Raw genomic sequence first — 21,595 nt, 5'->3', positions numbered from 1 at the left:
GTGGGGATGAAAAGTCTCTCAGAGAGGTATTGGCACGCGGACACTGCCCTCCCGTGTCAGGCATGAGTCAACACAACATCCCCGCGCCTCGGAGCATGGCTGTCCGGGTGTCATCGGGGCGAAAGGACGTCAGATGCCGAGCACGCCCGGAGTCGCTGCCCAGCACCGCGGGTGGCCATGGGGCCTGGGGGCGACCCTGGTGCTCGTGCTCGTACGGCTGCTCTACGCGGGGCAGGTGGAGCTGGCGCCGCAAGAAGCCTATTACTGGCAATACGCGCGCCACCTGGACCTGTCCTACCTGGACCATCCTCCGATGTGCGCCTGGTGGATGGCTTTGTCCGTCCGGCTCCTGGGGGACTCGCAGCTCGCGCTGCGCCTGCCCGCCATCCTGTCCTCGGCGATGCTTGGCGGGGTCCTGTACTCGCTCGGCAAGCGGTTGTACTCACCGGCGGTCGGGGTACTGACGGCGGTCGCCGCGAACGCCACGGTCCTCTTCGGTCTGGGCGCGGTGGTGATGACGCCGGACGTCCCGCTCGTGCTGTTCTGGGCCGCCGCGCTCCGCGTGCTCTGCGAATTGGTGCTGCCGGATGGACAGGGCCCCGGGCGCATGGGCTGGCGCTGGTATCTGCTGGGCGTGTTCTGCGGGGGCGCGCTGTTGTCGAAGTACACCGCCGCGCTGCTGCCGCTCCAGGTGCTGGGCACGGCGCTGGTGACACGGCGGGGCCGTGAAGCCCTGCGCACCTCGCATCCCTACGCCGCGTGTCTCCTCATGCTCGCGGTGTTCTCACCGGTGCTGCTCTGGAACCACGCGCATGCCTGGGCATCCTTCGCGTTCCAGACCACCGGCCGCGCCCGGACGGTGGATGGCTTTCATGGCTACCTCGTGGGCCGCTACCTGGGACTCCAGGCGGTGGCCGTGGGGCCGCTGCTCTACCTGGCGCTGCTGCTGACGGCGGGCGTCCTCGTGCGCCAGGCGTGGAGGGGAGAGGACCGCGCACGGCTGCTGGCGTTCGCCAGTGTGCCGGGGCTCGCCCTGTTCACCCTGGTGAGCCCCCTGCACTGGGTGAAGATGAACTGGGTGGCCCCCGCGTACCTGGGCGTGATGGTGGCCGCCGCCGCGGGCGCATGGGCGTTGCGCGAGCACCGGGTCGTGCGCGGCTACGCGGCGTTGAGCGTGGCCGTGGGCGCGGTGCTGATGACGGGCATGTATCTGATGCCGCTCTGCCCGTGGATTCCCTTTCGCGAGCGCGACAACCTGGTGAGCGGCTGGCATGAGCTGGCCGAAGCAGTGCAACGGCACCGCGAGGCGGCCGGCACGCCCGCGCCCATGGTGGTGGGCTGGGGCTACAAGACGGCGAGCGAGCTGGCCTACTACCTGCCTGACCACCCGGAGACCCAGTCCGACTCCGCGCTGGGCGGCGACGGGCTGGCGTATGGCTTCTGGCTGGACCGGGTGCGTCCCGGCGCGGACGCCCTCATCGTCGCGGACCTGCGCCAGCCGCTGCGCGACGCGGAGGCGCGGCTGGACGCGCACTGCGCGGCGGTGCGTGAGCTGCCCTCCGTGACGGTGCACCGCGGTGAGCGGCCGGTGACGACCTTCAGGCTGTGGTCCTGTCAGCGCTGGCATGCTCGGCCGGAAGTGGCGGCCCGTCAGACACTTCCGGCTTCGGGAGGCGCAAGATGAAGCGGCTTTCGCCGTCGACCCTCGCGTAGTCGAGCGTGCCGCCATGCGCCTCGGCGATGGTCCGTGACACCGCGAGCCCCAGGCCGGTGCCCTCGCCCTGTCGCGATGCGTCCGCCCGGGCGAAGCGCTGGAAGAGCCGGGCCTCGAAGCCTGCGTCCACGCCCTTGCCGTCATCCCCCACGGTGACGCGGACGCCGGTGTCCGTCGCGTCCAGCTCCACGCGGATGCGCTCGCGGGCGTAGCGGCATGCATTGGAGAGCAGGTTGTCCAGCACGTGGGTCAACAGGACCGGATTGCCCCGGACCTGCGTGGGGCCGCCCGTCAGCTCCAGCGTCAGGCTCCGGGACTGCGCCGCCAGCAGCTGCTCCGTGCGCTGGAGGGACTGCCGCGCCAGGGCGTGCAGCTCCACGGGCTCCAGGGTGATGACCTGCGTACCGGCATCCGCGCGCGCCAGCTGGAGCAGCGCGTCCACCAGGACGCTGAGCTGCCGGGTCTCATCGAGCACGATGGCCAGCGTGCGGCGGTACTCCTCCGGCGTCCTCTCCCTGCGCAGGCTGACCTCCGTCTCGCCCATGATGATGGTGAGCGGCGTGCGCAGCTCGTGCGCCGCGTCGGAGGTGAAGGAGCGGATGCGCACGAGCGACGCGCGGGCGTCCGCGAGGAGCTCGTTCAGGGTCCCCGCCAGCGTGTCCCACTCGTCACCGGTTCCCCGGTCGGGAAGGCACAGGTCCAGCTCCGAGGCCCGCGCGGCGCGGACCCGGTCACGGGCCTCGCGCAGCGGCGCCAGCGCCTTGCGGGCCAGCGCGCCGCCCATCACGATGGAGCCCACCACCGCGATGGGCATGCTGAAGACGATGGCGCCCAGGGCCTGAAACGCTTCGTCGAAGATTCCCTCGTGCAACCACAGGCTGGGGTTCTCCGCGTGCTGGAAGTACTCGCTGGTGGCCAGCACCACCGTCACCAGCACGCCGTAGAGGAGCGTGGTCCCCAGGACGGAGCCGGCGAAGAAGTAGGTCAGCTGTGCGCGGAGCGAACGCGGGCGCTTCATGCGCGGCTCCGGAGCACGTAGCCCACGCCGCGCACGGTGTGGATGAGCTTGGTGGAGAAGGGCGTGTCCACCTTGGCCCGGAGGTAGCGGATGTAGACCTCCACGACGTTGGAGAAGGTCTCGAAGTCGTGCTCCCACACGGCCTGCACGATGCGGGTCCGGGACAGGACCTCGCCCGCGTGCTCGAGCAGGAATTGCAGCAGCGCGTACTCCCGTGCGGTCAGCGGAATCTCCACGCCGGCCCGGATCACCTTCCGCGTGGTGGGGTCCATGGTCAGGTCCGCGTGGCTCAGCAGGGGCGTGGCGCGGTTGTCGACGCGGCGGAGGATGGCGCGGATGCGCGCCAGCAGCTCATCGAAGGCGAAGGGCTTGATGAGATAGTCGTCCGCGCCGGCGTTGAGCGCGTTGATGCGGTCCGCGACCGCGTCCTTCGCGGTGAGCATGAGGATGGGCGTCATGTCCTGCTTCGCGCGCAGCGCCCGGAGCACGTCCAGCCCGGACATGCCCGGCAGCATCCAGTCCAGGATGATGAGCGCGAAGCGCTCGTGGCGCATCAGCTCCTGGGCGTGCACGCCGTCCACGCACTCGCGCACGCGGAAGCCCTCTTCCGTGAGGCCCCGTGAGATGAAGGCGCGGACCCGCAGTTCGTCTTCGACGATGAGGATGGACACGATGGGATTCCTAGCAGTCCGGCCCGGTGGCACGGGGGAATGACAACCGCAGGTGGGCTCCCCTCGGCGAGGGGAGGAACTCCGCGTGGGCCCGGTGGGCCCGGGCGACGAGCGCCACCAGGGACAGGCCGATGCCATGGCCCTGCTTCCCGGCGCGGGCGCTCGGCGTGCGGTAGAAGGGTTCGAAGACGCGCATGGAGTCCTCGGGCGCGATGCCCGGTCCCTCGTCGCGCACGTCGAGGAGCGTGGCGTCCCCGGTCTGCTGGAGGGATACGTGGACGCGTCCGCCGTTGGAGAACTTGAGCGCGTTCTCCACCGCGTTGTCGACGAGCTGCCGCAGCAGGTGGCCATCCCCCGGGATGAGGCCCCGCGTCCCTGCGTCGACGTCGACGCGGCGCTGCTCGTCTTCGGGCAGGGCGCGCACGACGTCCTCCACGAGGTCCGACAGGCTCACCGGCTCAAAGAGCGCGAGCTCGCCCTGGGTTCCCTCCGCCAGCACCATCAGCCGCTCCACCAGCACCCCCAGCGACGTCACCGTCCGGAGCATCCGCTCCAGCGCCTGCGCGGTTTCGGCGGGCTGTGGGGTCTCCGCCTGGAGCTCCAGCTCCACCCGCAGCGTCGTCAAGGGCGTGCGCAGCTCATGCGCGGCGTTGGCGGCGAAGCGGCGCGACTGGTCCAGGGCTTCATGGAGGCGCGTGAGCAGGTCCACCAGCGCGGTGCGCACGGCGTTCACTTCTCCGTAGCGGGCCGGGGCATGGAGGGGGGCGGGGATGGGACCGCCGGGCTCGATGCGTGAGAGCGCCTCGCTCAGCTCCGTGAGGGGCCGGGCCGCCCAGCGCGCCACGCGCCGGCTCACCCCCAGGCTCAGCAGGGCCGCGCAGCCCGCGGCGATCAACGCGGCCAGCGGGAGGGAGAGCCGCAAGAGGGGGATGCTTTCCAGCCGCTCCATGGCCACCGCCAGATGCCCGTGGCCCCTCACACCGCAAAGCCGCACACCCGAGTCGCCCGGGAGTGGGGACCAATCACAGCCGTCATGGATGGGAATGCCGGTTGCGCCGCCCAGCCATTCGTTTTCGGAGAACAGTGCGATGTGGATGCCAAAGGCAGCCAGTTCCTTCTGCTCGTCATGGGCCGCCGCCGCTGCTTCCGTGGCTCCCATCCCGGCGGTCTCCTCCACCAGGTCCACCGCCGCGTCCCGCAGGCGCCGGTCCTCGCCCGCGAGCAGCAGGCGATAGGCAATCAGCCCGGTGGCTCCAGCCGTGAGCGCGCTGCTGGCCAGGGTGACCACCAGCATGGCGCGCGTCAGCCTGCGCACCATCGAATCCCTGGGGTGACCGGTGTCAGCCGCTTCCAAGGCCATACCCCTCGCCGCGCAGCGTGCGCACCACGTCCTCGCCCAGCTTGCGGCGGATTCGCCCGACCAGGACCTCCAGGCTGCTCGCGGCCCCGCTGGTGATCTCGCCCCAGACGGACTCCAGCAGCGCGTCCCGGCCCACGACGCGGTCTCCGTGCGCGGCCAGCATCTCCAGGATGGCCCACTCCCGCGCGGTGACGGGCACGGTGCTGCCAGCGCGGAGCGCCTCCCGCCGGCCGAAGTCGAGCACCACGTCGCCCAACTGGACGCGGACGGTGCTGGCCCGCTCCCGTCGTCGCCCCAGTGCTCGCACCCTCGCCCGCAGCTCCGCGATGGCGAAGGGCTTGCCCAGGAAGTCGTCCGCGCCCGCGTCCAGTCCCTCCACCCGCTCGGCCACGCGGTTGTGGGCGGTGAGGATGAGGATGGGTGTCTGGACGCCGTCCTCGCGCAGCTCGCGGCAGAGCGAGAGCCCGGATCCATCCGGCAGCCCGATGTCGAGCACGATGACGTCCACCGCATCCATGAGCGCCTGCCGCGCCTGCTCCACGTCGCCGGCCTGCCGGACGACGTGGCCGTCGCGCTCCAGCGCCTGGGAGACGAGGGCGCGCAGCTCCTGATGATCATCGACGACGAGGACTCGCATGGCGGGCTTTCGAGTCGGAGCTATACCACTGGCGGGAGGGCTCCGGCCGGGGGCTCCCGGTGCCGTTCAGCCGCCGTTCAACCGGGGCTGGCAGGGTCGCCGCATGCCTTCCCGGTGCAGGCCCCGAAGACCCGATGCTCGCTTGATGCTGCTCGCGTGGCTGCTGTTGGCCACGGCCTGTGCCACCTCGCCCTACGACCGGGCGTGGGTGTCCTCGGAGCTCGCGGCGCGTGCCGCTCCCCTGGGCCCAGGCGCGGATGGGACCCCCTCCCTCCCGCCAGGCCTCACGGACGCGGCGACCCTGGATGAAGGCACGGCCGTCGCCGTCGCCCTCTGGAACAGCGCCGCGCTCCAGGCGGACATGGCACAGCTCGGCGTCTCGCGGGCCGACCTGGCCGAGGCGGGAGCGCTGCCCAATCCCACGTTCTCCCTGCTGCTGCCCGTGGGCCCCCGGACAATCGAGTCCTCGCTGCTCCTCCCGCTCTTCGCCCTCTGGCAGCGTCCGGCCCGCGTCGCGGCCGCGAAGGCGCAGGTGGAGCAGGTCGCTCGCGGGCTCGTGCAGAACGGCCTGGATGTCGCCCGGGATGTCCGCGTCGCGCACGCGGACTGGGTGCTCGCGGAAGGGCGGCGCGGAGCATTGGAGGAACTCGCGGGCCTGTGGTCGCGGACGCTGGAGCTGGCCGAGGCGCGCCTGGCCGCGGGGGACGCCAGCCGCGTGGAGGTGGATGCGCTGCGCGCGGAGAAGCTGCTGGCGGAGGACGCCTCCCGGCGCGCGCGCACGGAGGTGCTGCTGGCCCGGGAGCGGTTGCGGCTCCTGATGGGCGTGGTGCAGAGCCCGCTGTTCGCGCAGGCCGTTCCGAAGGAATCCCCCCGCGAGTCCCGCACCCTGCGTCCGCTGCCTGAGCTCATGGCGCTGGCGCAGGCCGCCCGGCCGGACGTGCTCGCCACGGAGCTGGGCATCCAGCTGGCGGGGAGCCGGCTGGGCTGGGAAAAGGCGCGCATCGTCAACCTGCTCGCGCGGTTGGACGTGAAGCCGTCGACGTCCGCGAACGGCTCGCCCCAGGCGCTGTGGGTGCCGGGCGCGCAGCTGGACGTTCCCATCTTCAACTGGAACCCCGGGGGCGTCGGACGCGCGGAGGCGGAGTTGATGCGCGCCTCCTCCCGCTACGTGCTCTTGCGGCAGCAGGTCGCGAACGAGGTCTTCGTGGCCCGGGAGCGCGTGCTCCAGGCGTCCACCTCACTCGCGGCCTTTCAGGCGGACATCCTCCCGGCGCTGACGTCCGCGAGCGACGGCGCGCGGAAGTCCTTCGACGCTGGAGATGCGCCGTACGTGTTGGTGCTGGATGCCCTGCGCCGGTTGGCCGACGCGAGGCTCCGCACCCTTGAACTCGACGCGGACCTGCGCCGCGCGCTCGCCCAACTGGACCGGGGTCTGGGCAAACAGGGAGTGGCTCATGAATAGGTTTGTCCGGCTGATGGCCGTCACCGGTCTTGTCGCCCCATCGCTCGCCTGCCAGGAGCAGAAGCCCGCGGCGCCACCGCCCGCCGCTGCGGTGAGTTCCCACGTGACGGAGGCTTCGCTCGCGACGGTGACGCTCCAGCCCCAGGCGGAGGCGCGGCTGGACCTGCGCGTCCAGCCGGTGGAGAAGCGCAGCGCGGAGCGGCGGCGGATGCTGGGCGGCGAGGTCGTCGTCCCGTCTGGCAATGCGCTGGTGGTGACCGCGCCCGTGGCGGGCGGCGTCGTGGCGGAGGGCGGCACCGCGCTGCGTCCCGGGGCCACGGTGAAGCGGGGCGACGTGCTGTTGCGGCTGGTGCCGCTCGCCACCGTGGACCGGGACCTGCTTGCCCAGGCGCGCAGGGCGGCGGACGTGGCCCGTGCCCGCGACGAGGTCTCGGCGGAACGGCTCGCCCGCGCGGAGCGGGTGCTCGCGGATGGCGCGGGCACGGCGCGCGCCGTCGAGGAGGCCAGGGCCGAGCGCGCCGTCGCCGGGTCGGAGCTGGCTGCCGCGCGCACGCGGCTGGAGCTGGTGAGCCGCTCACCGCTGGAGTCGGACGTCAGCATGCGCATCCTCGCGCCGCGCGACGGCGTCCTGCGCCAGGTGTCGGTCGCGCCAGGGCAGACCGTCACGGCGGGAGCCCCCCTCTTCGAGGTCGTCGGCCTCACCGCGAACTGGGTGCGCGTGCCCCTCTTCGTCGACGAGGTCCACCGCGTGAAACCGGACGTGCCCGTGCGGGTGCACGCGCTGCTGTCCGGCCAGGACGAGGGCGTGGAGGCGCTGCCGGTGATGGGGCCTCCGAGCGCGGATCCGGTCTCCGCCACGGTGGACCGTTTCTATGAACTGCCCGCGTCCGCGCGCTTCGCGCCGGGCCAGCGCGTCGGGGTGTCGCTGCGCTTCGACGCGGGAGAAGCGCTCCTCGCCGTGCCTGCGTCCGCCGTCGTCTACGACGCGCTGGGCGGCGCCTGGGTCTACGTGCGGGAGGCGGAGCACGTCTACGCCCGGGGCCGCGTGGACGTCGTGCGCCAGGAGGGCACGGACCTGCTGCTCGGACGGGGGCCCCGCGAGGGCACCCCCGTGGTGACGGTGGGCGCGGCGGAACTGTTCGGCACGGAGTTCGGTGCGGGCCACTGAGGAAGACCTGATTCCAACATGCACAAGCTCATCTCCGCCTGCCTCCAACTCAAGATCATCCCCATCGCCGCGGCGGTCCTGCTGCTCATCCTCGGCTACGCGAGCCTTCGCGGCATGCCGTTGGATGTCTTCCCCGAGTTCGCTCCACCGCTGGTGGAAATCCAGACGGAGGTCCCCGGCCTCTCCAGCCTGGAGGTGGAGAAGCTGATCACCACGCCCCTGGAGAACGGCCTCGCGGGCGTCCCCGCGCTGAAGACGTTGCGCTCCAAGTCCGTGCTGGGCCTGTCCTCCGTGGTGCTCATCTTCGAGCGGGGCTCGGACCTGTTCCGGGCGCGGCAGTTGGTGCAGGAGCGGCTGGCTCGCATCGCACCCACGCTGCCCTCGGTGGCGCGCCCTCCGGTGATGCTCTCCCCCGTGTCGGCGACGAGCCGCGTCCTCAAGGTCGGCCTGCGCTCCGACACGTTGGACCGGATGGCGCTGTCGGACGTGGCGCGGTGGACAATCCGCCCCCGGCTGATGGGCATCCCGGGCGTGGCGAACGTCGCCATCTGGGGACAGCGGGATCGCCAGTTCCAGGTGAAGGTGGATCCGGAACGGCTGCGCGCCGCGAACGTCACCCTGGATGACGTCCTGCGCGTCGCGCGCGATGCGAGCCTTCCGTCCTCGGGAGGCTTCATCGACACACCCAACCAGCGGCTGGCGGTCAGCCTGCCGGGCTCCACCACGCTGGCCGCGCTGGAGGACGTGCCCGTGGCCTTCCGCAACGGAGCCTCCATCCGGCTTGCGGACGTGGCCACGGTGCAGGAGGGACATCCACCGCCCATCGGCGAGGGCATCGTCGACGACACGGCCGGCATCCTCCTCATCATCGAGAAGCAGCCCTGGGGCAACACGCTGGAGGTCACCGAGCAGGTGGAGGCCGCGCTCGAACAGATGCGTCCGGCGCTCCAGGGCGTCACCGTGGTGCCGGGCATCTTCCGTCCGGCGACCTTCATCGAGACCGCGTTGGGCAACCTCCGGCACGCCGTGCTGGTGGGCTGCGTGATGGTCATCATCGTCCTCTTCGCCTTCCTCCAGGACGTGCGCACGGCGGCCATCAGCCTGGTGGCGATTCCGCTGTCCCTGGTGGGCGCCATCGTCGCGCTGCGGCTGGTGGGGGCCACCCTGGACACCATGGTGCTCGCGGGCCTGGTGCTGGCGCTGGGCGAGGTGGTGGACGACGCCATCATCGACGTGGAGAACGTGCAGCGGCGCCTGGCGGAGAACCGGGCGCTGGGCCATCCGCGCTCCGCCTTCCAGGTGGTGCTCGACGCGTCGCTGGAGGTCCGCAGCGCCGTCGTCTACGCGACCATCATCGTCGTCCTCGTCTTCCTGCCGGTGTTCCTGCTGGAGGGCGTGAGCGGCGCCTTCTTCCGTCCGCTCGCGGTGGCGTACGTGCTGGCGGTGGGCGCCTCCATGGCGGTCGCGCTCACGCTGACCCCGGTGCTGTGCCTGCTGTTCCTGACGGGGAAGGGCGAGGAGCACACGCCGCGGCTGGGCGGATGGCTGCGTGAGCGCATCCGCCCGCTCGTCGCCTGGATGATGGACCGGCCCCGGGTGGCGGTGCGAAGCGTCATCGCCGTGCTGCTGGGAGGAGGCATCCTCGCGGCGATGCTGGGCGAGGGCTTCCTGCCGCACTTCCAGGAGTCCGACTTCCTCATGCACTGGGTGGCCAAGCCGGGGACGTCCGGAGACGCGGTCCTCCGCACGGCGCTGCGGGCCAGCGAGGAGCTGCGGGCCATCCCGGGCGTGCGCCACTTCGGCGCGCACATCGGCCGAGCCGAAGTGGCCGACGAGGTGGTGGGCCCCAACTTCGCGGAGCTGTGGATCAGCCTGGACGCCGTCGACGACTACCCGGCCACCGTGCAGCGCATCCACGACGTGGTGGAGGGCTACCCCGGCCTCTACCGCGACGTGCAGACGTATCTCCAGGAGCGCATCAAGGAGGTGCTCAGCGGCGCCAGCGGCTCCATCGTGGTGCGCGCCTCGGGGCCCGACCTGGACGTGCTGCGCGCGAAGGCGCGCGACATCGAGGCGAAGCTGCGAGGCATCCCCGGCGTGGTGAACCTCAAGGTGGAGCCGCAGGTGCTGGTGCCGCAGGTCCAGCTGCGGTTGGATCCGGAGGCGGGGCGCCGGCTGGGGCTCACGCCGGGAGACGTGCAGCGGGCGGTGTCCACGCTGCTGCAAGGCACCAAGGTGGGAGAGGTCTACCGCGACGAGCGCACCCTGGACGTCGTCGTGTGGGGCGAGGACTCCGTGCGCCAGGATGTGGCCGCGGTGCAGGCACTGCGCCTGCGGGCCCCGTCGGGCATGCCCTACCGGTTGGGCGACGTGGCGCGGGTGGAGCTCGTGTCCGTGCCCAACATCATCCAGCACGAGGGCGCTTCCCGCAGGCTGGACATCACCTGCGACGCCCAGGGCCGGGCGCTGGGCTCGGTGGTCACCGACATCCGGGCCGCGCTCTCCGGCCTGGACTGGCCCACCGGCCACCACGCGGAGGTCCTGGGCGAGTACGCGGAGCGCGAGGGTGCGCGCACGCGGTTGTTGGGCTTCTCCATGCTCGCGGTGCTGGGCATCGCCCTGGTGCTCTACCTGGACTTCCAGTCGGGCAGGCTCGTGGCCTTCACCCTGGGGACGCTGCCCTTCGCGTTGGTGGGCGGAGTGGTGGGCGTGCTGCTCACCGGTGGAGTCGTCTCGCTGGGCTCACTCGTGGGGTTCGTCACCGTGCTGGGCGTCGCCGCGCGCAACGGCATCCTCCTGGTGAGCCACTACCGCCACCTGGAGGCCAGCGAGGGCGTCCCGTTCGGCCGCGAGCTCGTCCTGCGCGGGACGCTGGAGCGGCTCCAGCCCATGGCGATGACGACGCTGACGACGGCCCTGGCGCTCGTCCCGCTGGTGGTGGGAGGCCTGAAGCCCGGGCAGGAGATTGAACACCCCATGGCCGTCGTCATCCTCGGAGGGCTGTTCTCCTCCGCCGTGCTCAACGTGCTGCTCGTCCCCTCCCTGTACCTGCGCTTCGGGAGGGGCGCGGCCAGCGGTGCTAGAGCTGAACCTTGAAGCCGCCAATGAGCATGCGGGGCGCGTTGGGGCGCGCTCCGTACGGGCGGCGGCCGACGATGACGGCCTCGTCCAGGAGGTTGCGGCCGCTCACGTAGAGCTGCCCCCAGCGGGTGATGTTCCAGTTGGCGTTCACGTCGAACGTCAACAGGGCTCCCGTCTTCAGGCCCTCGGGGATTTCGCCCTGGCCCGCCTGCTCGCGCATGCTGCTCAGGAAGGTGGAGCTGATAAAGGCGCCCCAGCGCGCGCCCTCCACGCCAATGGAGGCGAAGAGCTGGTGGTTGGGCACGTACGGCAGCTCGTCTCCCGCCACCACGTTGCCGAACTGCGGATCCGCCGAACGGAAGTCGTTGAGCAGCTTCGTGCGCGTGAACGTGTACGCCACCGTCAGCGGGAAGGTGATGCCGCCGCCCGGACGGAAGGTCTTCTCCGCGTAGGCCTCCAGGCCGTAGATGTTCGCCTCGCCCGCGTCCACCTGGCGGTCCAGGTTGTCGTTGAAGCAGCCGTTGGAGAAGGTGCAGACGTCGGTGAGGTTGGAGTAGTCGTTGAAGAAGCCCACCACCTCGAAGCGCTCACTGCGCCGTGACCAGCGCGCGCCGGCCTCGTAGTTGATGCTCTTCTCCGGGCCCACGGCCTGGGGCTGGCCCGGCGCGGGCGGGGAGAAGCCCCGGTAGGCGCCGGCGAACAGGCCCAGCGCGGGGTTGAGCGCGCCGTACACGCCCACGCCCGGCATCAGCGCCTCCAGCGACCCGTTCTGGGTGGTGCTCTCCAGCTTGTCCACGGACTTGGAGCGGATGACCTCCAGCCGCACGCCCGGCGTCACCACCAGGGGCCCCCAGGCGATGGCGTCCGTCGCGTGCAGCGCGAGCGCGTGCGTGGAGTCCTTGTTGTCGGCGGTGACCTCCGTGGCGCCGCCCTCGGCGACCAGCTCGCCGGACACCATGCGGAAGCCGTCCTGGGTGTGGCGCCGGTCGATGCTGTCGAAGTGGTAGCGCACGCCGAACTCGACGTTGTGCGACAGCGCGCCCGTCCGCGCCGACCAGCGGGCGACGCTCTGGAGGCCCTGGTTCACGAAGACGCGGTAGTTGGGCCCGATGAGGATGGTCTCTCCCGGCGTGGACGAGTCCTGCTCGCCGGTGAGCACGCTGTAGTAGATGGCGTTGCGCGCGCTGGTGGGGTCCGCGAGCACGTCGGAGATGCTGATGCCGCGGAAGCCGTTCACCTTGCGCCAGCTGCGGTCCAGGTCCTGGCGGTACAGCGACGTCGTCACCGTGATGTCGCGCCCCTCCAGCACGTGGCTGAGCACCGCCTGGGTGCGGTGCCACCGCATGTGGTCGAACTGGCTGGCCTTGTAGCGGCGCAGCGGGTTCGCCGCGAAGTCCGCGTCCGACAGGCCCAGGTACGTCTCGTTGGAGCCCTCGTCGGAGTAGCCCAGCTTGAGCTGGAGCGTCTGGCGCAGGTCGCCGTCCGGCACCAGCCGGTAGCGCGCCTTGGCCATCCACTCGTTGCGGTGGAAGCCGGTGGTGGCGTCGCTGTTGTCCAGGTCCTTGAACCCGCTGCTGCGCAGGTGGACGCCTTCGATGAGGAAGCCCGCGCGCTCGGTGCTGGCGCCGAAGAAGCCGTGCGCCTTGCCGTAGAGGTACTGGCCGCCCGCGACGTCCAGGCCGAACGACTCCTGCGCGGGGATGTCCCGGGTGATGAGGTCCACGGAGCCGCCCACCGTCTGCGGGCCCTGCTGCACGGAGGACGGGCCCTTGAGCACGCGCACCGACTGCATGCGGGTCATCAACGGGAAGTAGTACGCGGCGGGCGCGGAGTACGGCGCCGGCCCGAAGAGGATGCCGTCCTCCAGCAGGGTGACCTTCTTGCTGCGGTCCGGGTTGACGCCGCGCAGGCCCAGGTTGGGCCGCAGGCCGAAGCCGTCCTCGCCACGGCCGTACACGCCCGGCACGGACTGGAGGATGGCCTGGGGGTCGTCCAGCTCGTAGCGCTGGAGCTTCTCCGGATTGAGGATGTGGATGGAGCCGCTCGTCTTCGCCTCGGACGTGCCCACCACGACGCTCTCGAAGCGGCGGTTGTCCACGGGCGGCGTCCCGTCGAGGGGCGCATCGGCCGGAACGGCACCCGCCACGGCGGGCTCCTGCTGCGCGGGCTCTGACGGCGCGGGCTCGGTGACGGGGGCGGAGACGGACGGCTCACCGGCGGTGGCCGGAGCGGGCTCTTCGGTGGGCGGCGGGGCAGGGGGCTCGGACGCGGCCGGCGGCGGCGCCAGCGGAGCCTCGGCCGGAGCCTGCGGAGACTCTGGTGGGGGTGGCGGCGTCTGGGCCGGGGCCGACGAGGAGACAACGAAGGAAACGACGGCGACTGCCCAGGTCGGTGCACCCATGAGGACGAAGACTCCCGGAGGAACGTGCGATGAGATGCGGCGGTCGACCGCGCCAGCGGGGGAGTGGAACATCCCCGCCGGCCTCGGAAGACCGCCGCCGACCGCGACTGCGTGAACGCCTACTACTGCGCCTCGGCGGCGCCCGCGATGACGATCTTCCCGTCGGCCTGCACGGCGATGGCGCGAGCGGCCTCGTCCAGCTTGCCGGCGATGACGTTCACCGTGACGATGCCACCCGTGCCGAAGGTGGTGTCGCGCGTGCCATCCAGGTTGAAGCGCGCGACGGCGAAGCGGTTGTCACCGCCCTCGGTGACGAAGCCCGCCGCGTACACCTTGTTGTCAGGGCCGAACGTCACGCCCCAGAAGCGGTCGTTCTCCGTCTCGGAGAAGGGCACCGCGCCCGCGAACTCCGCGCCCGTCGTCATGTTGCGGATGAGCAGGATGGCGTCGTCGTCCTCTCCGCCACCGGCGCGGTAGCCCGCGGCGGCCACGTACTCCTCGTTGCCCACGTCCTTCTTCTCCACGTCGAAGAAGGCCTCGTCCGGGCGGTCGAAGGGGTAGAGCTTGAAGCCCTCGGTGAAGCCGTCCACCGTGGCCGGCTGGCCGTTCGCCGTCAGCACCACCGCCAGGGCATCGATCTGGGCGGGGCCCCGGGTCGCGCTGCCCACCATGAACACGCGGTCGTCCTTCAGGGCCACCGCGTCACGGCCGCGGTCGTTGTCGCCGGCCAGGTCCAGGATGAACGCGCCGTTCACGCCGAACGTGGTGTCCAGCGCGCCCGTCGCGGTGTAGCGGAACGAGATGAGGTCCACCGTGTTGCCGGACACGCCCGCCGCGCGGCCGTAGCCGGTGGTGATGTAGTCGCCCGTGGACAGCTGCACCGCGGCGTAGGCCTCGGAGATGCCCCACTCCTTGGTCGGGTCGTTCGTGGCGAACGGCGCCGAGTTCAGCACGCCCTTGGAGCCGAAGGTGTTGTCCACCGTGCCCGTGTCGTTCAGGCGCATCAGCACGATGCGGTTGGCGGACTGCGCGCCCACGCCCGAGGGCTGCGACAGGTAGCCGGCGGACATGATCTTCCCGTCCGCCTGCACCAGGCCGTGGCGGGCGGAGTCACCCAGACCGCCGATGTCCAGCGCGTAGAAGCCCTTTCGCTCCTTCGTCGGCGTGGGGGTCGCGTTGAAGGTCTCGTCCAGCGCGCCGTTGGTGGTGATGCGGGCGACCACTCGGTCGGTGTCCGTGCGCGAGCCTTCCGCCTTCTTGGTGGCGAACACCACCAGCCGGTCCTGCGCGTCGCGGCTGACGCTCCACATGGCGTCGCGCACCGTGCCGGCGCCCGTGCCCAGGCTCACGCGCGAGATGCCGCTGGTGGCGTAGCTGGTGTCCACCGAGCCGTTGGTGTTCAGCCGCACGAACGCCAGGTCCGTGTCCGGCGTGACCGTGCCGGCGTCCGTGCCGGTGCCCGCGTCGGTGTTCGTGCCCGCGTCCGTGTTGGTGCCCGCGTCCGTGTTGGTGCCCGCGTCCGTGTTGGTGCCCGCGTCCGGCGTCGGGGTGGGCTCTACGTCGTCCTCACCGCACCCACCCAGGTAGGTCGCGGTCAGGCCCAGGACCAGCATGCTGGGCAGCAGCTTCGTGATGCTCCGGCGCTTCCTCTGATTAGTCATTTTCGACCCTCGGGTAGGGGATGAGTGAAATATGAGAGTGATTCTCATTTTGGTCGGCCATAGATGAGAGACTTCTCATTTATAGTGGTGAACCTGAGAACGATTCTCATTTTCAGACGCGTTTCGGGGCGGTGAGTAGACTGCGAGTCACTCGAAGTCAAGACGACATCCCGGTTTCGATAATAATTGTCATTCGCAACTTGGGTTTGATACTTGCGGATCCCATGACTGTCTTCAAAGCCCGTCCTGATGCGCCCTCCTGGCTGGGAGTGAGGGCCCTGGCATTCACCGCGGTGCTGTGCGTGTCGTGTAGCGACAACAAGCCCAAGCCGGTGGATCCAGGCCCCGGGGACGGCGGCACGGACGTGCGCGCGCAGCTGTTGAGCGCCGCGGGCGAGTGCATCCTGGGGACGGCGCGGGAGTTCCTGCCCAAGGCCACGGCGCTCCAGACCGCGACGGCGGCGCTGAGGGATGCGCCGGACGCGGCGGCGCAGACGGCGGCGCGCACGGCGTTCCACGAGGCGATGGACGTCTGGCAGGTGATGGAGCCCATGCAGGTGGGGCCCGCGGCGCCGCGCAGCAGCCCGGGCGGCGTGGAGATCCGCGACAACATCCACTCGTTCCCGCTCTACAACCGGTGCTCCATCGAGGAGCAGCTCGTGTCCAAGGGCTACGAGTCGGCCAGCTTCTCCTCCAGCCTGGTGACGCGGCGCGGGTTCCTGGCGCTGGAGTACCTGCTCTTCTACGAGGGCGCGGAGACGGCGTGTGGGCCCAACTCCGTCATCGTGGCGCAGGGGACGTGGGCGGCGCTGTCCGCGGACGACCGGGCGGCGCGCAAGCGGGCCTACGCGGCGGTGGTGGCGGCGGACGTGCACAAGCACGCGCAGGCGCTGGTGACCGCGTGGGCGCCGGAAGGGGGCAACTTCCTGAAGACGCTGGCGACGGCGGGCTCCGGCAACGCGGTGTTCCCCTCGACGCAGGTGGCGCTCAACGCGATGAGCGACGCGCTCTTCTACGTGGAGCGCGAGGGCAAGGACCAGAAGCTGGCGCGGCCGCTGGCGCTGCGCGACTGCTCGTCGTCCATCTGCCCGGAGCTGCTGGAGTCGCAGTTCGCGGGTCGCTCGAAGCAGAACCTGCGTCAGAACCTGGTGGGCTTCCGCCGCCTCATGGACGGCTGCGGCCCGGACTTCACGGGCCCGGGCTTCGACGACGTGCTGGCGGCGGTGGGCGCGGAAGGCGTGGCCACGCGGATCCGCCAGGAGGTGGTGGAGGCCGACGCGGCGCTGGTCGCGGTGGAAGAAGCAGACCTCGCTCAGGCGCTGGTGCAGGACAAGCCGTCGGTGATGACGGTCTACAACGACTTCAAGGGCATCACGGACACGCTCAAGACGGACTTCATCACCACGCTGGACCTGGAGCCGCCCGCGGGCCTCGAGGGAGACAATGACTGACGTGGCTGGCGGCGGGAGCAGGCCGCTGGCACGGGTGTGGGCGTGGCTGCTGGCGCCCCGGGACATCGCCGCGCTGGCGGCGTTCCGGGTGGCGCTGGGGCTGCTCATCACCGTATCGGCAGTGCGCTTCCTGGCCTACGGCTGGGTGGGCGTGTTGTTCGCGCAGCCCCGCTTCCGCTTCACCTATTGGGGGTTCGGCTGGGTGCCGGTCCTCCCGGGTGACTGGATGCCCGCGCTCTTCATGGCGATGGGCGTGCTGGGCGCGCTGTTGATGGTGGGGTTGTTCTACCGGGTGACGGTGGTGCTGCTGTTCGGGGTGTTCGCCTACGTGCAGTTGCTCGACGTGACGAACTACCTCAACCACTACTACCTGGTGAGCCTGCTGCTGGGGCTGATGTGCTTCGTGCCCGCGCACCGGGCCTTCTCCGTGGACGCGTGGCGCAAGCCGGCGCTGCGGAGGGACTGGCTGCCGGCGTGGTGCACGGTGCTGCTGCGCTTCCAGGTGTCCGTCGTCTACGTGTTCGCGGGGCTGGCGAAGGTCACCACGGACTGGCTGGTGCACGCGCAGCCGCTCAACATCTGGCTGGCCGCCCGCACGGGGCTGCCGTGGGTGGGGCCGCTCCTGGAGCAGCGCTGGATGGCGTACGCGGCGGCCTGGGGCGGGATGCTGTTCGACACCACCATCGTGCTGTTCCTCATGTGGCGCCGCACGCGGCCGTTCGCGTACGTCGTGGTGCTGGGCTTCCACGCGGTGACGTTCGCGCTGTTCCCCATCGGGATGTTCCCTTTCATCATGGTGACGGCGGCGCTGGTGTTCTTCGACCCGTCGTGGCCGCGCGTGCTCGCGGCCCGGGTGCGGCGCCTTCCTTCGGCCGTGCGTCCTTCCGGGGTGGGCGAAGGCGCGACCCTGGTGGTGCCGGGTTGGAAGGGCCGCCTGGCGCTGGGAGCGGCGTTGACCTACGCGGTCCTCCAGGTGGCGCTGCCGCTGCGCACGCACGCGTATGGCGGCAACGTGCTCTGGCACGAACAGGGGATGCGCTTCTCGTGGCGGGTGATGACGCGGGAGAAGAACGGGAGCGCGACGTTCCTGGTGCGTGACAGCGTCACCGGCCGGGAGTGGCACGTTCCGCCCAGCCAGTACCTCACGCGGTTGCAGGAGCGGGAGATGGCGGTACAGCCGGACCTCATCCTGCAGCTGGCCCACTGGATTGCCCGGGACTTCGAGGCGAACACGCACCACCCCATGGAGGTCCGGGCCGACGTGCGGGTGTCCTTGAACGGCCGGATGTCGGAGCCGCTGGTGGATCCGCACGTGGACCTGGCGAAGGAGGAGGACAGCCTGGGACCCAAGGCGTGGATCCTCCCCGCGCCGGAAGGGCCCCCGGTGCACCTGCGCCCCTCGCGGCGCGGCGCCCCCGGTGCCTGACGCTGGCCGTCAGCCCAGCGTCAGCAGCGCGCCGCAGACCATCAGCCCCACGCCCACGACGAGCTTCCACGACATGGGCTCGCCCAGCAGGCCCCACGCCAGGACGAGCGTGAGGGCCAGGCTGAGCTTGTCGATGGGCGCCACCCGCGAGGCGGGAGCGAGCTGGAGCGCCCGGAAGTAGGCCAGCCAGGACAGGCCCGTGGCCACGCCGGAGAGCGCGAGGAAGAGGAGCGTGCGGCGGCTGAGGGTGGGAAGGGCGGCGCCTTCTCCCCGGGCCAGCGCGATGGTCCAGGCGAAGACGAGCACCACCACGGTGCGCAGGGCGGTGGCGAGTGTGGAAGGCACGCCCTCCACACCCACCTTCCCAAGAATGGCGGTCAGCGCGGCGAAACCCGCGGAAGCCAGAGCGTAGATCCACCACGTCATGTGCGTGACTCCAGGGACGACGGACACCGAAAAGAGAAGCCCAGCAACCCGGTGGGGTTGCTGGGCCTCTGGACATCGACTTCCCGTTGGCGGACTACCGGACGACGGTCAGGGCCGTGTCGTCGATGAAGAAGCTCGTCTGCAGCGACGAGTCCTCCGTGCCGTTGAAGTAGATGCGGACGGTCTGGCCCTTGTACGCGTCCAGGCTGAACGTCCGCTGAACGTAGGCCGTGCCCTTGTCCAGGTTGCTGTACGTGGCCAGCGTCGCCAGCACCGTGCCCGCGCTGTTGCGGACCTGGACGGCCAGCTTGTCGTAGGCCGTGGTGGTGGTCGTCTCCGCCGTGGTGATGCGCGCCCAGAAGGTGAACGTGGCGCTGCACGCCGTGGCGGGGATGGTGACGTCCTGGTAGGCGAACTCGGTACGCGTGCTGCCGTAGCCGTTCAGGTAGGCCTTGTACGTGCCCGTGCGCGGCGCGCTGCCGGACGTGGTGCCGTCGATGACGCCGGACGACGTCGTCCAACCCGTGTTGCCGCTCTCGAAGCCCGCGTTGGCGAGGAGCTGCTCGGTGATGGAGCAGCTGCCCGTGCCGTTGTTCACCGTCACGGACACGGTGGCGGACGTGCCCACGTTGTTCGCCGCGTCATAGGCCTTCGTGGTCAGCGCGTAGGTGCCGTTGGCCACCGTCGCCGTGTTCCACGAGAAGCTGTACGGCGAGGCCGTCGCCGTGCCCAGCAGCGTGGTGCCCGCGAAGAACTCCACGCGAGACACGCCCACGTTGTCGGTGGCGCTGGCGCTCAGGCTCGCGGTGCCGCTCAGCGTGGCGCCGCCCGCGGGCGAGGTGATGGACGTGGTGGGCGGGGTGGTGTCGCTGCCGCCGCCGCCGGTGATGAAGAGCGTGTACAGCAGCTTGTTGGGCGAGCCGGTCCCCGGGCTGGTGACCTTGTTCGGCGTGGAGTTGTTCACCAGCGCGTCGCGCACCTGCGCGGGCGTCGCGGTGGGGTTGGCGCTCAGGTAGAGCGCCGCGGCGCCGGCCACGTGCGGCGACGCCATGGACGTGCCGCTCATGGACGTGCTGGACGAGTTGCCGGAGTTGGACGCCGAGGTGATGCTCGAGCCCGGCGCGAAGATGTCCACGCACGTCCCGTAGTTGGAGAACGACGAGCGGGCATCCGTGCTGGTGGTGGAGCCCACGGTGATGGCGTTGGGCGCGCGGGCCGGCGAGTAGTTGCAGGCGTTGTCGCTGTCGTTGCCGGCGGCGACCACCGTCGTGACGCCCGCGGCGATCAACCGCTCCGTCGCATCATCGATGGCCTGGATGCCGACATCGCCCAGGCTCATGTTGGCGACCGCCGGCTTGACGTGGTTGGCCGCCACCCAGTCGATACCGCCGATGACCTGCGCGTCGTTGCCGTAGCCCGTGCAGTCCAGCACGCGCACGCCGTGGAGGGTGACCTTCTTCGCCACGCCCCAGGTCGTGCCGCCCACCGTGCCCGACACGTGCGTGCCGTGGCCATGGCAGTCAGACGGGTCGCTGTCGTTGTCGATGAAGTCGTAGCCGTTGCCGATGCGGCCGGTGAACTCGGTGTGGGTCTGCCGGATGCCGGTGTCGATGACGTACGCGTGCACGCCGGTGCCGTCGACGTTGTACGTGTAGGAGCTGTTGCGCGGCAGGTCCCGCTGGTCGATGCGGTCGATGCCCCAGGTCGCGCCGGTCTGCGTCGCGGACACGTGGATGAGGCCGTTCTCCTGCACGTACGCCACGCGCGGGTCGGACAGGAGGCGGCGGGCCTCGGCCTCGCTCATGTTCGCCAGGAAGCCGTGGATGGAGTGCTCATAGGTCCGCAGCACCCGGCCGCTGGTGAGGGACACCAGCTCCCGGGCGATGTTCGACGCTCCCTGCTGCCGGACCTCCTGCGTCGAGTCGCGCAGGACCACGATGTACTCGTTGGGGATGGCCCGCTCGCGGCGGATCATCTGCGCCGTCTGGCCGATCTGCTCGCTGTCGGACTCCGGGCCCTCCGGCATCGGGCCGCACGCCGCGGCCAGAAGGGAGATGGCGCTCACCGCCTGGGTCAGTTTCAGTTTCATTCGGCCTCTCAGGGAACGTGCGGGCACCGGGACGGATGCCCTCGCACAAGCAGAGAAATTATATTTTCGTGAATAAACGGTCAATCCCGTGGTGCCCCGCATGGGAGCACAAGCTGACACACTGTCAGCCGGACGGAGGTGGATGAACGGTGGCTGCATCGAAGTCGATGGTGGGATTGACCGCGGGGCTCCTGGTGGGCGGACACAAGGCGGCCAGGCTCTTGGAGGCCGAGCTGGAGGCCACCGGTCTCAGCGCCGGTGAAGCGGTCCTGCTGTCCGTGCTGGCGTCTGGCGCCATGACGATGACCGGTGTCATGTCCGTGCTGCACATTGGCGCGTCCACGGCGACCAGCCTGGTGTCGCGGTTGGAGAAGCACGGCTACGTGCGGCGCTCCCGCAACCCCGAGGACGGACGCTCCCTGCTGGTCGCGATCACCGACTCCGGAGCTGTTCAGTGCGAGGCGGCGGAGGCCGCTTTCGCGAAGGTCGACGCGAAGCTCGCGGAAGCAGGCCGTGACGCCGTCCGGGGACACACCGCGCTGATGAAGCAGCTCTCTGGCCTCACCTGAATCTTTCGCCTACTACGAAAGTGTAGTACATTTTCGTAGTAGATGAAGGAGGCAGGGCCATGGATGACGACGTGTTGCTCGAAGGATTCTCACGGGGGGAGCTGAGCGGATTCGCCCATCTCGACCATGTGCGAGTGGTCTACCTCTACACGCTCAGGGCGGGGCGTGATGCGGCCGTCGAGCTCACCCGCGCGGGCCTGAGGGCGCTGACGGGGCGGCTTGGAGTCCCGGAGAAGTACCACGAGACCATGACGGTCGCGTGGGTCCGGCTCGTCAGTGCGCGGGCGGCGGCGGAGCCAGGGCGCGACTTCGCCGCGTTCATCAATGACAACCCACGGTTCCTGCGCAAGGACCTCCTCGAGGACTACTACACCCGCGAGGTCCTCCTCGGAGCCGAGGCGAGGACCCGGTTCGTCGAGCCGGACCTGCGACCCCTGCTGTAGGGGGCGGGGCGGAGTGCC

16 protein-coding genes are annotated in these 21,595 nt (G+C 70.5%); 8 read left to right on the top strand and 8 right to left on the bottom strand.

Annotation, left to right across the window (positions count from 1 at the left end; translation table 11 throughout):
* Positions 1–133 precede the first annotated feature (133 nt).
* Positions 134–1,684: a glycosyltransferase family 39 protein gene (locus D7X99_RS12220; protein WP_121777946.1), complete on the top strand. Its 1,551-nt coding sequence runs from the start codon at positions 134–136 to the stop codon at positions 1,682–1,684.
* Here the strand turns inward: D7X99_RS12220 and D7X99_RS12215 are convergent.
* The 4 genes from D7X99_RS12215 to D7X99_RS12200 are packed head-to-tail and all read right to left on the bottom strand — an operon-like array spanning position 1,599 to position 5,400.
* Positions 1,599–2,732 carry a sensor histidine kinase KdpD gene (locus D7X99_RS12215; RefSeq protein WP_121777945.1) on the bottom strand — a complete coding sequence of 378 codons (1,134 nt, stop codon included), beginning with the start codon at positions 2,730–2,732 and terminating at the stop codon, positions 1,599–1,601. The two genes, D7X99_RS12220 and D7X99_RS12215, sit on opposite strands and share 86 nt — an antisense overlap.
* On the bottom strand, positions 2,729–3,403 hold the full coding sequence (locus D7X99_RS12210) for a response regulator transcription factor (RefSeq protein ID WP_121777944.1): 675 nt from the start codon (positions 3,401–3,403) through the stop codon (positions 2,729–2,731). Before D7X99_RS12210 ends, D7X99_RS12215 begins: the two co-directional genes overlap by 4 nt.
* A gap of 10 nt (positions 3,404–3,413) precedes the next feature.
* Positions 3,414–4,721, bottom strand: coding sequence for a HAMP domain-containing sensor histidine kinase (locus D7X99_RS12205; protein ID WP_158626993.1), 1,308 nt, complete (start codon positions 4,719–4,721; stop codon positions 3,414–3,416).
* A 22-nt stretch (positions 4,722–4,743) separates the two neighbouring features.
* Positions 4,744–5,400, bottom strand: coding sequence for a response regulator transcription factor (locus D7X99_RS12200; protein ID WP_121777942.1), 657 nt, complete (start codon positions 5,398–5,400; stop codon positions 4,744–4,746).
* 145 nt (positions 5,401–5,545) lie between these two features.
* On the opposite strand from D7X99_RS12200, the gene D7X99_RS12195 reads away from it, so the two are divergent.
* The 3 genes from D7X99_RS12195 to D7X99_RS12185 are packed head-to-tail and all read left to right on the top strand — an operon-like array spanning position 5,546 to position 11,126.
* Positions 5,546–6,862 carry a TolC family protein gene (locus D7X99_RS12195; RefSeq protein WP_171805530.1) on the top strand — a complete coding sequence of 439 codons (1,317 nt, stop codon included), beginning with the start codon at positions 5,546–5,548 and terminating at the stop codon, positions 6,860–6,862.
* Positions 6,855–8,030, top strand: coding sequence for an efflux RND transporter periplasmic adaptor subunit (locus D7X99_RS12190; protein ID WP_158626991.1), 1,176 nt, complete (start codon positions 6,855–6,857; stop codon positions 8,028–8,030). The genes D7X99_RS12195 and D7X99_RS12190 overlap by 8 nt, the downstream gene beginning before the upstream one ends.
* An 18-nt stretch (positions 8,031–8,048) precedes the next feature.
* Positions 8,049–11,126, top strand: a complete 3,078-nt coding sequence (locus tag D7X99_RS12185; protein WP_121777939.1) for an efflux RND transporter permease subunit — start codon at positions 8,049–8,051, stop codon at positions 11,124–11,126.
* Here the strand turns inward: D7X99_RS12185 and D7X99_RS12180 are convergent.
* Positions 11,110–13,512, bottom strand: a complete 2,403-nt coding sequence (locus D7X99_RS12180; RefSeq protein WP_121777938.1) for a TonB-dependent receptor — start codon at positions 13,510–13,512, stop codon at positions 11,110–11,112. The genes D7X99_RS12185 and D7X99_RS12180 overlap by 17 nt on opposite strands.
* A gap of 122 nt (positions 13,513–13,634) precedes the next feature.
* Positions 13,635–15,173: a hypothetical protein gene (locus D7X99_RS12175; protein WP_121777937.1), complete on the bottom strand. Its 1,539-nt coding sequence runs from the start codon at positions 15,171–15,173 to the stop codon at positions 13,635–13,637.
* Between the two features lie 224 nt (positions 15,174–15,397).
* Between D7X99_RS12175 and D7X99_RS12170 the strand changes: the two genes are divergently transcribed.
* Positions 15,398–16,624 carry an imelysin family protein gene (locus tag D7X99_RS12170; protein WP_121777936.1) on the top strand — a complete coding sequence of 409 codons (1,227 nt, stop codon included), beginning with the start codon at positions 15,398–15,400 and terminating at the stop codon, positions 16,622–16,624.
* The gene (locus D7X99_RS12165) at positions 16,617–18,050 is read left to right on the top strand and encodes an HTTM domain-containing protein (RefSeq protein ID WP_121777935.1); all 1,434 of its coding nucleotides are present in this window, start codon (positions 16,617–16,619) and stop codon (positions 18,048–18,050) included. The genes D7X99_RS12170 and D7X99_RS12165 overlap by 8 nt, the downstream gene beginning before the upstream one ends.
* A 9-nt stretch (positions 18,051–18,059) precedes the next feature.
* On the opposite strand, the gene D7X99_RS12160 is transcribed toward D7X99_RS12165, so the two are convergent.
* Both D7X99_RS12160 and D7X99_RS12155 read right to left on the bottom strand, forming a co-directional pair.
* A complete protein-coding gene (locus D7X99_RS12160; RefSeq protein ID WP_120575235.1) occupies positions 18,060–18,476 on the bottom strand; it encodes an EamA family transporter in 417 nt (138 codons plus the stop codon).
* A gap of 94 nt (positions 18,477–18,570) precedes the next feature.
* Positions 18,571–20,565, bottom strand: a complete 1,995-nt coding sequence (locus D7X99_RS12155) for a S8 family serine peptidase (protein WP_121777934.1) — start codon at positions 20,563–20,565, stop codon at positions 18,571–18,573.
* 149 nt (positions 20,566–20,714) lie between these two features.
* On the opposite strand from D7X99_RS12155, the gene D7X99_RS12150 reads away from it, so the two are divergent.
* Positions 20,715–21,134 carry a MarR family transcriptional regulator gene (locus D7X99_RS12150; protein ID WP_147476134.1) on the top strand — a complete coding sequence of 140 codons (420 nt, stop codon included), beginning with the start codon at positions 20,715–20,717 and terminating at the stop codon, positions 21,132–21,134.
* Between the two features lie 59 nt (positions 21,135–21,193).
* Positions 21,194–21,577, top strand: coding sequence for a hypothetical protein (locus D7X99_RS12145; protein ID WP_121777932.1), 384 nt, complete (start codon positions 21,194–21,196; stop codon positions 21,575–21,577).
* Positions 21,578–21,595: the final 18 nt, after the last annotated feature.

Origin of the sequence: Corallococcus sp. AB032C (assembly GCF_003668935.1) — a bacterium.
In the GTDB taxonomy this organism is placed as follows: Bacteria; Myxococcota; Myxococcia; order Myxococcales; family Myxococcaceae; genus Corallococcus; species Corallococcus exiguus.
This window is presented reverse-complemented; position numbering and strand designations above follow the sequence as displayed.